Source organism: uncultured Pseudoteredinibacter sp. (genome assembly GCF_947502065.1).
Classification (GTDB): domain Bacteria; phylum Pseudomonadota; class Gammaproteobacteria; order Pseudomonadales; family Cellvibrionaceae; genus Pseudoteredinibacter.
Map to the genome: position 1 here is coordinate 215,008 of NZ_CANMYE010000001.1, position 14,184 is coordinate 229,191.

The 14,184-nt window shown below is 46.0% G+C and carries 9 protein-coding genes; 5 read left to right on the plus strand and 4 right to left on the minus strand.

The window, feature by feature from the left end; all coding sequences use genetic code 11:
- Positions 1–93 precede the first annotated feature (93 nt).
- Complete coding sequence (locus Q1A41_RS00925) at positions 94–2,487, minus strand: TonB-dependent receptor (protein ID WP_299973402.1); 2,394 nt, start codon at positions 2,485–2,487, stop codon at positions 94–96.
- A gap of 411 nt (positions 2,488–2,898) precedes the next feature.
- Here Q1A41_RS00925 and Q1A41_RS00930 point away from each other — a divergent pair, with 411 nt between their 5' ends.
- From Q1A41_RS00930 to Q1A41_RS00940, 3 genes are all read left to right on the plus strand, one after another.
- Positions 2,899–3,867 carry a flavin reductase gene (locus Q1A41_RS00930; protein ID WP_299973405.1) on the plus strand — a complete coding sequence of 323 codons (969 nt, stop codon included), beginning with the start codon at positions 2,899–2,901 and terminating at the stop codon, positions 3,865–3,867.
- 87 nt (positions 3,868–3,954) lie between these two features.
- Positions 3,955–4,761 (plus strand): SDR family oxidoreductase, encoded by an 807-nt coding sequence (locus Q1A41_RS00935; protein ID WP_299973407.1) that lies wholly within the window; start codon positions 3,955–3,957, stop codon positions 4,759–4,761.
- A 613-nt stretch (positions 4,762–5,374) separates the two neighbouring features.
- Positions 5,375–8,551, plus strand: a complete 3,177-nt coding sequence (locus Q1A41_RS00940; RefSeq protein ID WP_299973412.1) for a glycoside hydrolase family 9 protein — start codon at positions 5,375–5,377, stop codon at positions 8,549–8,551.
- A 60-nt stretch (positions 8,552–8,611) separates the two neighbouring features.
- On the opposite strand, the gene Q1A41_RS00945 is transcribed toward Q1A41_RS00940, so the two are convergent.
- On the minus strand, positions 8,612–9,658 hold the full coding sequence (locus tag Q1A41_RS00945; RefSeq protein WP_299973415.1) for an AraC family transcriptional regulator: 1,047 nt from the start codon (positions 9,656–9,658) through the stop codon (positions 8,612–8,614).
- Positions 9,659–9,898: 240 nt separating this feature from the next.
- Here Q1A41_RS00945 and Q1A41_RS00950 point away from each other — a divergent pair, with 240 nt between their 5' ends.
- A complete protein-coding gene (locus Q1A41_RS00950) occupies positions 9,899–10,660 on the plus strand; it encodes a head GIN domain-containing protein (protein WP_299973418.1) in 762 nt (253 codons plus the stop codon).
- A gap of 57 nt (positions 10,661–10,717) precedes the next feature.
- Here the strand turns inward: Q1A41_RS00950 and Q1A41_RS00955 are convergent, their stop codons facing one another.
- Complete coding sequence (locus Q1A41_RS00955; protein ID WP_299973421.1) at positions 10,718–12,298, minus strand: NAD(P)/FAD-dependent oxidoreductase; 1,581 nt, start codon at positions 12,296–12,298, stop codon at positions 10,718–10,720.
- 234 nt (positions 12,299–12,532) lie between these two features.
- Between Q1A41_RS00955 and Q1A41_RS00960 the strand changes: the two genes are divergently transcribed.
- Entirely contained in the window at positions 12,533–13,738 is a 1,206-nt protein-coding gene (locus Q1A41_RS00960; RefSeq protein ID WP_299973424.1) for a styrene monooxygenase/indole monooxygenase family protein, read from the plus strand.
- 79 nt (positions 13,739–13,817) lie between these two features.
- Here the strand turns inward: Q1A41_RS00960 and Q1A41_RS00965 are convergent, their stop codons facing one another.
- Positions 13,818–14,081: a hypothetical protein gene (locus Q1A41_RS00965; RefSeq protein WP_299973427.1), complete on the minus strand. Its 264-nt coding sequence runs from the start codon at positions 14,079–14,081 to the stop codon at positions 13,818–13,820.
- Positions 14,082–14,184: the final 103 nt, after the last annotated feature.

The window sequence follows — 14,184 nt, forward strand, 5'->3', positions numbered from 1 at the left end:
AGCGGCCCTTATCAATTCGTCAGTTGAAGGAACCTAACTTCGTTATAAAAAAGCCCGGAATTATCCGGGCTTTTTTGGGACTAGCGGAGTATTTTAAAAATGATACTGCGCCGTCAAACTAAACTCGCGCCCACGATTGTATATACCTTCATAGGTTTGGAAGGCATCTCCAATAATGCCGGTCATTAGGTATTTCTCATCACTTAGGTTTTTCAGTGCGAGTAATACTTCCCATTGCTCATCGGCGCTGGTCCAGTTCAAGTTGGCATTAATGAGGTCATAGCTGGGTTGTGCAATCAGCTCCGTGTTAAAGGAATCCATATATTCCTTTGAACGGTAAGACCAATCTAATCTACCCGTTAAAGTACCTGCTTCTCCTAAATCCCAGTCATGGTTGATGGCGATGCTGGCGGTTCTTTCTGGTACACGTTCAAACTCATTGTCCGCACGAATAAATGTTTCTTCGAATGAAATGTCATCATAGCGAGCATTTAGCCAGCCGTAGCTAGCTTCAATAAGCCAGTTTTCAGCAGGCAGCCATTGGGTTTCCAGCTCCCAGCCGGTAATTTTCGCCGAAGCGGCGTTTTTGGTTACCGGTGCTACGCTGGTAAATACTTGTACTTGCAGGTCATCGTAAACGGTATGGAAAACGGCACCATTGATTCGAAGGCGACCATCCAAGCCGGTGTACTTGGCGCCCAGTTCATAGACTTCTACGAATTCTGGAGCGAAGTCTGGAATTAATTCCTGATCGGTTGCGCCAGTCGGCGCAGTAAATCCGGCAATCTGTGGGGGGAATACACGCTGGGTAAAGCCACCTGACTTAAAGCCTTCTGAATAGCTACTATAAACCATCAACTCATCATTGACGTGAAAGCTGGCATTGACCATTGGGGTCAGCTCAGAGATAGCTTGGCTATCGGTAGCGAATGGCAGTACTCGGGTGCCGACTTGCATAAACGGCGCATCTAATAGTGGGTGACCGGAGCCTGCAAAGTAGTTGTTTAAAATTACCTGGTCAGGTGAGAAAGACTTATCTTCTTCTGTGTAACGAAGCCCCATGGTTAGGCTAAACCAATCATTGATATTCCACGTGGCCTGGCCGAATGCCGCTTTGGACGTATTTTCAAAGCGACCGCCACTGGTAAAGTTGGACATGACAAAATCTAGGGTATTTACATTATTACCGTCTTCTTTGAAGTAGTACAAACCAAAAATCCAGTTTAAGGAGTCATCAAAGTGATTGCCCAAAAGCTGGAATTCTTGAGTAAATTGCTTCTGCTCTAAGGTGTCATGAAACTGAGAAACGCGGTGGGGCGAGTGATCGCCATCGCGGGCAAATTCAGCGTCAAGATCACGCCATGCAGTAATGGATTTAAAACTGATATTATCGTTTAGATCTAAGCTAACGTTTAAGTTGCTAGCCATAAAATCGCTGTTGGAAAATGCTGGTGCGGTACCAAGGTTCTGATCATCACCGACTTTATAACGAAGATCGTAACAGCCAGGTACAGCCAAATTAATCGGCATGCCAGGGGTAGCACAAGGTGCTCCATTGGTCGCGCCCGCTGCTGCATTAGCGCCAACGTTATGAATGACCGCCATTGGTGGGGTTTCTGGATCGATAGGGTTTCCAAGGTTGATGCCTAGCAGGCTCATAGCAGGGCCGTTTTCACGATCTTTTGAAAATTCTAGAGAGAAATTCACTTCGCTGCTATCGCTTGGTGTCCATAGCAGGTTTAGGCGGCCGGTTTGAGTGTTGTCATCACCTAGGTCGATGCCGTCTGTGCGATGAACATAGCCATCTTGCTGCATGTCCGCGAAGGAAATTCGGCTTAGTAAATTGTCAGATAGCGGGATATCTACACTGCCCTTGATAACGCGTTTGCTATCAGTGCCGACTGTGGCGCTTATTTTCCCGGAGAACTCTTCGCTGGGCTTTTGGCTAGTGATGCTGATGGCACCACCGATGGTGTTGCGGCCAAACAGCGTTCCTTGTGGGCCGCGCAGTACTTCTACTTGGGCGATATCCACAAGATCCAAGATAGCGCCTACGCTACGGGCGATATACACACCGTCAACATAAAGGCCTACACCTGGCTCTGTGGTTGGTAAGAATTCTTTTTGACCAACACCGCGGATATAAATCGATGCAGCGTTAGAGGCGCCGCCAAAGCTTGGGTTGCTCTGAAAGCTCATGTTGGGGCTATAGGCCGCTATGCCGTTAAGCTTGGTCATGCCACGCTTTTCCATGCCTTCACCACTAAATGCCGTTACGGCGATCGGCGTATCCTGCAGGCTTTCTTCACGTTTTCGGGCGGTAACGGTAACTTCTTCGATTTGCCAGCCAGAGCCTTCTTGGGCGCTAGCGGGTAGGGCAGTGGCGAGTAAAGCGCTACTGCACAGTAGGCTGAAGGGTAGTGCGGCTCTATTACTTTTACCGGCTTGGTGAACGCAGTGGGCAAGCTTTTGTGGCCGTGGGCTCATATTCATATCCTCGGGCAATATCATTATTGTTTATTTTCTTGAGCTTGAGTTTGAATAGGTTACATGTAATTAACTATTCGCTTTTTGCAGTCTGTATGCAAAAAGTGCTAGGCGATGGGGAAAGGTTTGAATAAGAGGAGGTATTTATAAAAGCAGAAGCGAATGGATTGTCATCGAGAAGTTTTGATTAGCGTTGCCTCTTCTTACGTAAAGGTGATGTAGATGAACTATCTGCCCTCTGTGCATAACGATGTCTTTTTCCGCATATCTAACAAGTGCCTGCTCAAAATAGCATTGTTCCATCGACGTACAGAGCGATGTCTAACCGAGTAGCGGCAAGCAATTAAAATAAGTCATTACTTATACCGAATTGCAGCCAGCAAAAAAGTGCACATAAAAGAGATAAATATTATGCCTAGTACTGCACAAGCCAATCAGGGTATTGATCCAATGGCCTTTCGTCAGGCCTTGGGAAGTTTCGCCACTGGTGTAACGGTGGTTACCGCAAAAGATAATTCAGATAGCTCCAAAAGCAGCTATGTGGGCACCACGGCCAGTAGTTTCAATTCAGTATCGTTAGATCCGCCATTGATACTTTGGAGTATTGATAAAAAGGCCCGTAGCTTACCGGTATACGAAAATGCAGAGTATTTCGCGGTCAATGTATTGGCGGCAGATCAGGTGTCTTTATCAAACCACTTTGCGCGTCAGCAAGAAGATAAGTTTGCGGGCATTGATTTTGAAAACGGAGTCGGAGGCGCGCCGCTTTTAAAAGGTTGTGCCGCTCGCTTTCAGTGTCGAACCCAGCATATTTATGAAGGTGGCGACCATCTGATCATTGTGGGAGAGGTTGTTGATTTTGATACTACTGGCCGTAAAGGTTTGATGTTTCATTCAGGGCGCTATGTGGTTTCCAGCTTTCACCCCTGCAATCAAGATCCTTCTGCCGAATCTGTAGAAAACAAAGCCTTTGTTGATGATTATCTTCACTACTTGGTAGGTAAGAGCTTTAGCCAAATTATGGATAAGCTTGAAGTGGTACTGCGTGGCCAAGGATTAGATGAAAATGAATTTCGCGTTTTGGCCTCTCTAGGCGGCTTGTCAGGCTGTACTCTATCGGAGCTAGTTCATAACGCGATTTTATCTGAGGATGAGGTGAATGATCGTTTACGCCATTTAGAAACCATGGGCTTGCTTAGCCGGGAGTACAAAGAAGACGAAACCTATATTCATCTCACTAAGGCCGGAGAAGAGCGCCTAAAACCCATGTTGAAAGCTGCCAAAACCAATGAGGCGGATGCCCTTGGTGTTTTTACTGCTGAAGAGGCACGCCAGCTAAAAGCATCGCTACGTAAATTGATCGCCTGGACAGGTGAGTAGTGTTGTTGGCGAGATCTAAAAATCTCAGTTAGTGAATCAATCTTAAAGACTTTAGATAAATATATTTAGAATAATGAGGAAAGAACTATGCGTGGACTACAAGGTAAGGTGGCTATTGTTACCGGCGGGGCAGCGAGTATTGGTGAAGCTGTAAGTCGTGCTTTGGTTAATGCCGGTGTGAAAGTAATGATAGCGGCGCGCAGCGCCGATGTTGGTACGGCTTTGGCAGCAGAGCTGGGTGAGCAGGCGGCATTTACCGCGACAGATCTACAGCAAGATAGTGATATTCGAAAGCTTGTAAGCACTACTGTTGAAAGTTTTGGCCAAATTGATTTTATCATCAATGTGGCGGCCTTATATGCCGACGATGGCATGAATTCAACCCGTGAGCAGTGGCGTGATACCTTCGATACCAATATTAATGGTCATGCGATTTTGGTGCGTGAAGCATACCCGCATTTATGTAAAAGCGAGGGCGCGGCGGTTGTTAACTTTGGCAGTATTTCCTCCAATATCGCTCAGGCAGATCGCTGGACCTACCCGGTATCTAAAGCGGCCATCCATCAGCTGACTCGCAATATGGCCTTGGATTTGGCCAAAGATAAAATTCGAGCGAATACCATTATGGCGGGCATCACTTGGAGTGTTCCGGTTGCGGGATTAACCGAAAATAATCGTGATATTGCAGATCAGGTATGTGCAAACTATCAACCTCTAGGACGTGTAGTAGAAGCTGAAGAGGTTGCTGATGCGGTATTGTTCCTATGTTCTGATTTAGCTTCTTTTATTACCGGAGCAGAACTTCCGGTCGACGGCGGTTACTCGGCGCTTGGCCCTGAAGCGGCTGAGTCCTGTATGGTGGCAATGATGCGCGCAGTGGAAGCTGCTAAATAAAGCTCCGTAAAACCCATATGTCGTAGGGATTTCGAAATGAATTGAAAGTCAATGTGCTTATTGTGACAGTTTGTCAAACCCGCTCTTAGCGGGTTTTTTTGTGCTTGTTTGCAGTCTAATGAAACAGACTTATGGCGTTCAGTCCCAAAAAAAGTCTAGGCCAATGAGGAATACAGTAGGACGCATTTGAAGTATGAACTGCCTCTTAATGCCTCTTATGCCAATATTTCTTTGCTCAGGCTGATCGCGATGGAGCGGCTACTTATAAGTTGAAGCTCTAGAAACTTCCAAATTTATAATTTCTTCCCCTGAAAAACATATAAGTGCCCAGTTGAGCAGGCTGCGAATTCTTAGTTTTAAATCCCAAGTGCGAAGCTTGCACTTTGAAACTAAAGAGAACAATCGATACGTCTCCCGGAATCGACGGCTTTCGTTCTGGCACTTTTCTAACATTGATTGGGATTTTTCAATGCATTGTTTTTGTTTAATTTGCCATGAAAACAATAGTTACTATTAATTAAGTAACCATTATTTAGCGCAGAACTGCTTCAATAAATATGAGCTTTATTTGTTGGGGAGTTCATAACAATAACGAAGAAAAAAGGAAACCCTGATGTTTAGAAAAACGAAAATAGCTACGGCAATAGGTCTTTCTATGTTGTCGCAGATGGCCTCTGCTTCAGCTGTTCACGATGTCCATTTTCGCTATAACCTGGCGGGCTATTCACCGGATAGGCCGAAGAATATCGTGATTATGAGTGATAAAAACCTAAGCTCTGATGAGCAGGCCGCCCAGTGGGTTTTGACACGAGATGGTGAGCAAGTTGCTTCGGGCGCGATTACTGATGATATGAAAGTTGCTGATAAAAGTGATCACCATTCACCCATGCAATATAGCTATCACCTGGATCTGCGCCAGCAAGCCAATGTTGAGGGAAGCTACGAGCTAAGCATCGAAGGGGAGAACCATGAGGATGAAAATGCCTCTTTTGAGGTTGTAGTCGATCCTTACGGTGATATTGTCGCTGAGATGTTAGTGCATATCAGCTCCCGTCGCAGTGGTATGCAAAACCCCATTAAAGCCTATCGCGATGCGATGCGTGATGCGTTAACTTATTCAACTGATAGTGGGCCGCAATTGGGAGTCTTAAACGCTAACGAATCCCTAAGTGAAGAGCAAAAAGAGCTGGCCTTAAAGCCCCATTACTTTGATCAAACGGCCGCCTTACCTGTATATAAATTACGAGATGTAGGCAGCTCGCACCCCAATTATATTGCTGAACAAGGTGCGAATAACATAGCGGGTAATGCGCTATGGGGCGAAGATAGCAGTGTTGCAAGCTTTGATGTCAGTGGCGGTTGGTACGATGCAGGTGATTATATTAAATTCACCCTAACCATTGCTCATGCCGCTTACTATATGCTGCGCGCTTATGAGACTAACAGTGAGCTTTTTAATCAGCACAGTTTGGCTTCTAGCCATTACTATGACGGATATGAAGGTATTATTCATTCTGGTGCCGCTAATACTGGCCGCGATGCGCCCATTATTCTAGACGAGGCAAAATTCGGCTTGGATTTTTTGGCCAGAACCTATGACCTTAGTCGTCCCGATGAATTTGTCGTGCAAGTCGGTGATCAGCGTGATCATTTGAATGAAGACTTAAATAATGAAGGTAAGCGATTACCGATTTATGATGGAACACGCCATTTATTGGCAGACTCCGAATCTGCGGAACAAATCGCCGCTAAGCGTCCCATCTTAAGCGCCTTATCCCCTAGTCATATGGGGCTGACTTTAGCTGCCTTATCGCTGGGCGCGAAAGTGTTTGAAGAAGCGGGTTATACCGAAGATGCCAATTATTACCGGGCCAAAGCTGATGCGCTCTATCAGCGTTTATTTGATCAAAATACCAAAAATGGTCAAACCAAAGAGGGTATTTTAATAGCCAGTGCGCACTCCTATGAAACTTCAACGGGCACAGATGCCATTACCGATGGTGTTCAAAAAGGCACGTCTTGTGTCGATTATTCCTATGCCAGTTTAGAAACGAGTAATATTACCAACAATTTTTACAATGACAGTGTGTACTGCTCACCTGAATTACCAGGGCTTTATCGCCGCAGTGATGCAGCCAATCAGAAAAGTACCTATGATAATCTCGGCTTGGGTGCAGTTGAATACTATCGCTTAAATAACGGTCAAGCCAATGCGCTTTCAAATGCTAATGCACTTGCTCAGAAAGCCGGCGTAGCGGCTTGGGCGTCCTGGAGCAATGTGAATATTTCGCTGCACTATCGTTTGGCGCAGTTACAGCAAGCCAACAATCAATTTAAATCAGAGATTGATAGCTTTCGGCGTTATAGCGACCGCAAGGGCAGTGGTTTAGATTCTGCAAACAATTTATTTGGTTTGCCTCAGCAGATTGTTTGGAGCTCTTTGGGGAACCACTTAATTGCCGCACCGTATGCCGCATTAGGCGCACTGCTGGATAATAGCGGTGATTCTTCAGTGGCCCAAATCGACCCTAAATCCAATATGTTGTACAACGTGTTGGACTATACCTTAGGGCGAAATAACTGGGGAGTTTCAATGGTGCACAGTGAATCCGTTGAACCAGAGGATCGCTTAGAAAAATACTATAACTGGATTTATACCAAGCTGGACCTGCCTACCGTCGGGGCAGTTTCACAGGGGCCGGCTTCCAAAGCTGATTACGATTCGCAAGCAATTAATGGCATGACCCCTGTTTCTCTGGAAGAAAAAGAGAAGCGCGATGAGTTTAATACGGCGGGCTCGGTTTTTTATGAGTATTCGAAAAACTGGGTCAATATGGAAGCCATGGGCTATCAACAAGCGGCTGCCTTATATACCTGGGCGGTTGCTAGCAAGTTGGAAGCGGCAGTAGGTGACTCGCAAGCGGGAAATAATAAGCCCAGTATTAACTGGCAAAGCCCCGTAGACACTTCCGTTATGTTGGGTAATTCGCTAAATATCAGTGTTTCGGCCAATGATGCTGATAGTGGTTTAGAGTCGGTGACATTTCGTGTCGAACAAGGCGGGCAATTATTGTCTAGCTATAGCGATATGGATACTAGTGATGCGTCCTTTTCTTACACTTGGCCGGCCACTGAATTGGGCAATTTTGACTTATCGGTGGTGGCAACAGATACCGAAGGGTTGAGTTCTTCTCTTGCTCATTCTTTCACGGTGACGGATTTGGATATTCAGCTCGACCTGAGTTTATCGTCAACCGTTGTCGAGAAAAATGAGCAGTTCTCAATCGCAGGGAACTTAACGGGACAGAATGCTGATCAAGTAGATTCGGTCAAACTCTTTATTGATGGGCTTGCTGTTGGTGATGAAGATCAAACCAGTCCCTTTGAATTTAGTCATGCTTTTGGCAATGCCGGTAGCTACTCGGTTCAGCTCAGGGGCTATGATTCAAGCGCCAGCGAGATCGTACAATCGGTTTCGAATACCGTAACGGTTAATGACGCAGATGGCAGCAGTGGCGGTGAGCTACCAATGTGCAGTGCTCTGGGCTTGAGCTTAAACCCTTCTGATATAGGCGGAATTGTTGCCAATAGCTATAACAAGAATGGTGTTTGGCATCGCAAGCCTTGGTCAAACGCAACCTTTTATGATCATTCGGCAGTTGGTGATTTGATGCTGGATGGTAACGTTGTTTATGAGGTAGTCAGTGGGTCTTGGGTAGAGCTGCTACCAAGCAGCACCCAGTATTCACAGTACTGGAGTCAGTGGGCAAAGTATTGCCAACATCAATAATCTATAGAAACTTTCTCTAGCGCCCGTTTAGCGGCCCATTTATGGGTCGCTTTTTTTGTTTTAATACATTGCTTTTTTAAATGTTTCTGAAGGGGATTCCCCATACACCTCTTTATACGTCACTGAAAAGCGACCAAGTTGAGTGAAACCCCAGCGCGTCGCAATGTTTGTGACACTATTACCATTGGCGGCCAGTAAGTCTTTACGAGCGTGCTCTAAGCGCAGCGCCCGTAAGTAGCTAAGCGGGCTTTGGCCGCGAAATTTACGAAAGCCTTCGTGTAAAGAGCGTGGGCTGACGCCCGTTTCCTGCACTAAATCATCAATAGTGATCGCCTGGGTAATGTGGTTGCGTATGTATTCTTCAGCTTTTTTAACATGGGCCGGGGCTATGGACTGGCCTTTGGCCTGTAGCGCATCACTATAGTTGTGGCGCTGGGCGTGCAGTAGCTGAGTAATAATCAATTGCTCCATATGCTCAGCACCCGGGCTATTGGTAATAGGGCATATCGATTCAAATTCGGTCAGCATATAGTCGATCAGGCGCCACCAAGCTCGAACCTTAGGCTGGTCACCCTGCATTAGCAAATCAAACTCTAAAGGCTGATTAAGCGGCCGTGAGATTATTGCTGATAGCTTTTGTTCGATGGCTTGCCTCGGAATCTGAACCATTAACTGTTCGCAGTCTTCGCTCCAGCGCATAGAAAGGTGTTTATTAGGCGAGGGGATAGACGCGCAATGCTCAGTGGAGATGGCGCTTTGTTTACCTGAATTAATCTCGGCCCAGCCGCTTAGGGGCAACTGAATGAGAAAGAAGCGATCGAGTTCGCCAGGTTCTATCTCTACCTCATTGCCGTATCGCATGTAGTTGAGGGAGATGTCACTCATTTTGGCATGGTGATGCTGAGCGTTTAAGCGGCTACCTCGAGCCAAGCCCAGCTTATGGTCACAATAGACCTTGGCCACTTCGGCTCGTACAAAGTCGAGGTTATCGGAGTGAAATAACTGGTGTTTGGGCAGAATCATCATCTCGGCAGCCGTCTTATTATTGTCTAAGGCACTCTTTACAACACTGCTTTTAGCAGGGTGCTTTTCACTGAATATACCCATCCAAACTGGCCCTGACCAGATGCTAGCGCATAGAAATCGTGGTTTTTGGGAGGTTTTGAATAATGTCTGCGTTTTTTGAATAGCCAAGATTTCCTTTAGTTACTAAAGGTTATTAGCTGTTGTCTGCTTATATCTTAGTGTTACATGTAAAGTAAATAATTTTTAGCGTGATGTAACCCTTTTCAGAAAAGTGCTCGTCTAAGTTTGTAACCAACACAATAAGATATCGAGACACACATTATGAACCTACGTTCTTACACTAAGCTTGCCGCCATTGCTCTAGCCACCGCTTCATTATCGGCCTGTCATATTCATTTGGACCTGGAAGATGGTGACGGTGATTGGTCGTACAGCTCAGGTCGGATTAAGGGTTCTGGTGTGAAATCTACCCAGAGTATTGATATCGGCAGTTTCGAAAATCTGCGCTTAAACTCCTCCGCTGATGTTCAGATCAGCCTTGGTAAGTCCCAGCAGATTACCCTTACTACAGACGATAACCTGCTCAGCAACGTCAGCTTCACCATCAAGGGCGATACCTTGGTAATCTCTAACGATAAAAGCTACCGCACTAAACTGGGCACCAAGATTGATATCGAAGTACCTGAGTTGGACACGGTGAAAGTATACGGCTCTGGCGATATCGAGTTAGACGGCGCTGAGCATATGCGTGACTTTGCTGCTCGGGTATATGGCTCTGGTGATATTGCACTTGACGATATTGAAGTGAGTAACCTTGAGCTTGAGGTTAATGGTAGCGGCGATATCGTAGTTGATGGTCGAACGAAAGATCTGCGTATTAAAGTTAATGGTAGCGGCGATATCGATGCGCGCTCACTGGAAGCGCGCAATGCTCAAGCTAGAGTAAATGGTTCGGGTGATATTGTATTGCATGCGACTGAAGAGCTTAATGCAGCCGTTTCTGGAAGTGGTGATATTCGTTACAAAGGATCGCCTAAGGTTTCTGTTAAAGATAATGGTAGCGGCGATGTTCGCTCTCTGTAAGATTTAGTTTACGAGCTAAAAGCCCTGCTTAGGTTTCCCTAGCGGGGCTTTTTTTGTTTATCCCGTAATAGATTTTGCGACCAAATAACCTGAGCCGCCACCAAGTCCAGGCCCTGGGTGTGTGGATGCTCCAATGTGATAAACATTACTTACTGGCGTTTGGTGGTTTTTAAGGGCTTTTAATGGGCGCCAAAACAAAAACTGATCCAAGCTGCAGACGCCAGAATAGGCATCGCCGTGCAATAAATTAATATTGGCGTTTTCCAAATCTTTGGGTGAGTAAACCACACGTTTTAGTGTGGCGCTTTTCAGGTTAAGAATATTTTCACTCAGCTGTTCAATCACCCGATCAGCATAGGTTTCTCGAATATCTTCGTTCCATTGTCCATCAGCAGGGCATTCAATTTCGGCTCGAACATCACCTTTGATAAGTTGAGGAATTTCCTGTAATTGAATCCATAAAATCCACTTGCCATCTGGCGCTCGGCTCTGATCAAGAGCTACCGGTTGGCATACGACAATGGTGGATTTATCAGGTAATAACCCACAATCGGCTTCGGTAACGGCTTTAGATACCGCATCTAAACCCGGGGTGACGTGAAGCATAACCACATCTTTTATTTGGGGATCTTGCCATTGGGCCGGTTCATCCATGGCGATGTGGATCATCATCATGCCGCGACCGTAGCGATAGTCTTTTGCTTGCTGCTTTACTTCAGTCGGGATGCTGGCTTGTGGTAAGAGCTGGCCGTATAAAGCAGTGGGTGTCACATTGGCGATTACGCCTTTGTTGGCGGCAAAGCGGGTCCCATCTTTGCTAATTACCGCAGTAGCTTTATTGTTTTCAACAATAATTTCACTGATATCTTGTTGTGCAATAAGCTTGCCGCCATTTTCTTCGATAAGAGCTTTGTAGGCATCAACAATACCTTGGTTGCCCCCTTTAACGACGGGGTTGCCGGTTTGCTCAATACTAAAGGCCATCACTTGGTTCATTAAACCGGAAAACGAAGATTCTGGACCGAGGCCCGCATGTAGCACCCACGGTGCTAGCATGGCACGTGATAGTGGGGATTTAAAATCACGCTCCAGCCAGCTACGGGTATTGGCCATTGCATCAGCTGCAAAGTTTAGAATGCCTTGCAGTCCAAGTTTCCAAGTGTATTTTAGTAACAGTTTTACGGTTGCGAAGCTCCATAGTGAAGAGCCTAGCAAGCCAAAAACCAATTCGGCTTTGTGCTCTAAATCTTGCATGGCGGCCTGGTAGCGATCACCGTCGCCAGGGCTAAGCTCATTCATAGCGTCGATGTTCTTTTGGCGGTCACGTTGCAGTACCAAGCTGTCCCCATTTGGAAGTACGACGCCGGTAGGGCTATCGTTATTGCAATACTCTAGCCCTAGGCGATGTAAGTCTTCTCCTAATTCGGCATAGGCTGGTGAGGAAACTACTAATGGATGTACCGCTGAAAACACTTCGTGTTTAAAACCAGGCAGACTTATTTCTTCGGTTTTAATGCAGCCACCAAAATGATCGTTTCGCTCTAACACAATTACAGAATACCCAGCTTTGGCCAGCAGTGCTGCGCAAACTAATGAATTCATGCCGCTGCCAATGATGATGTAGTCACTGCTGTGCATAGAAGGTTCCTCACTCGTTGTTGTTATTTTTACCGCTCTAACATAACCCGACTCCAGCTTTCAAAGAACCGATATTTAGCGGCGATTAGGGATTTATGCGCGGCTTGTACAGGTGCTGCGTAAGCCGCATAGTTTTCGCGCTCGGCGACACGTTAAATAAAAATAAGCGTGGAAATAAGCGCGGTGGAAGAGTGTGTATAAGCGCTTCTTAGCCGTAACATAGAGGATAAAGTGATGAGAAAAATAACGATTATTGGCGCTGGCCAAAGCGGTTTGCAGTTGGGTATTGGATTGCTGAAACATGGCTACGAGGTGAAGCTTATCACCAATAAGACGGCAGAAGAAGTTGCTGCCGGCCGGGTGCTTTCTAGCCAGTGCATGTTTGATATGGCTTTACAAAACGAGCGCGATCTTGGTTTGAATTTCTTTGATGACGATTGTCCTTGGGTAGATGGTATTGGTTTTAAAATTAAAGACACCCCTATTGCTTGGCAGCACCGTTTAGATAAACCAGCCCAATCGGTGGATCAGCGCGTAAAAATGCCAGTATGGATGAAAACCTTCACAGATCGTGGCGGTGAACTAGTGATCGATGAAGTGGATGTGGCTGACTTAGATCGTTTGTCGGCTGAGTGTGATTTGTTGCTGGTCGCTTCGGGTAAAGGTGATATTGGCAAAATGTTTGAACGCGATGCGGTGCGTTCATCTTTCGATAAACCTATGCGTGCTTTAGGCTTGACCTACGTAAAAGGTATGAAAGCACGTGAAGATTTCTCGGCGGTAGACTTTAATCTTATTCCTGGGGTGGGTGAGTATTTTACCTTTCCTGCGCTAACGACCAGCGGCCCATGCGATATCATGGTGTTTGAAGGTGTACCAGGTGGCCCTATGGATTGTTGGCAAGGCGTAGATTCACCTGACCAACACTTGCAGATCAGCAAGGATATTATCGCAGAGTTTGTTCCGCAAGATATGGAGCGCATTAAAGATATCGAACTAACGGATGATAACGGTATTCTCGCTGGGCGCTTCCCCCCTACCATTCGTAATCCAATTGGTCGCTTACCATCCGGTCGAATTGCCTATGGCATAGCTGATACGGTTTGTTTGAATGACCCTATTACCGGGCAAGGTTCGAATAATGCCAGCAAATGCGTCGCCGTTCACTTAGCCAGTATTTTGGCCAATGCTGATCAGCCCTTTGATGAAAAGTGGATGTTAAAAACCTTCGATAAGTATTGGAGTTACGCACAGTGGGTTGTGTCTTGGACCAATGCTTTATTGCTGCCGCCCACCGAAAAAATGGTACAGGTTTTGGCAGCCTGTGGCGATGACGAAGCTATGGCTCAGCGCTTTGTGAATGGCTTTGATGATCCGCGTGATTACTATCCTTGGTTTATGGAGCCAAACCAGGTTGATGTGGCGGGTAACTGGACTTAATAGCTGTTATTAACTTTGGTACTCAATGATTGAGTAAAAAGAGGAATGGCTGCTGGCTGAGACAGTCAGCGCTTTTTCTTTAATTGGCTATCGGTAAAACATAGCGGCCACGAAGCTGACCATCTATATAGGCGGCTTCGACAATGGAGCCTTCAAAGCGTGCATTTTCGTCAATAAGATAAGCTGGTACTTTTATCTGAATGGCGGGATCTATGTCTAAAGCGAGCAGGGCATACCAGCGGGTATCGCTTTGATTGAGATGTCGTACATTAGGAACTACGCGCCCTTGCTCGACAACGCCGATAACGCGAAATTTACGCCACTGTGTATTCTGATTGGCCAATGGCCTGCCTCGCTATTGTGCTTCCTGCTGCCAATTTATAGCAATTAGCAAATAATTCAATCCATTAATAAATAAGGGTAGCGGTGAATTTAACAATTTAAAA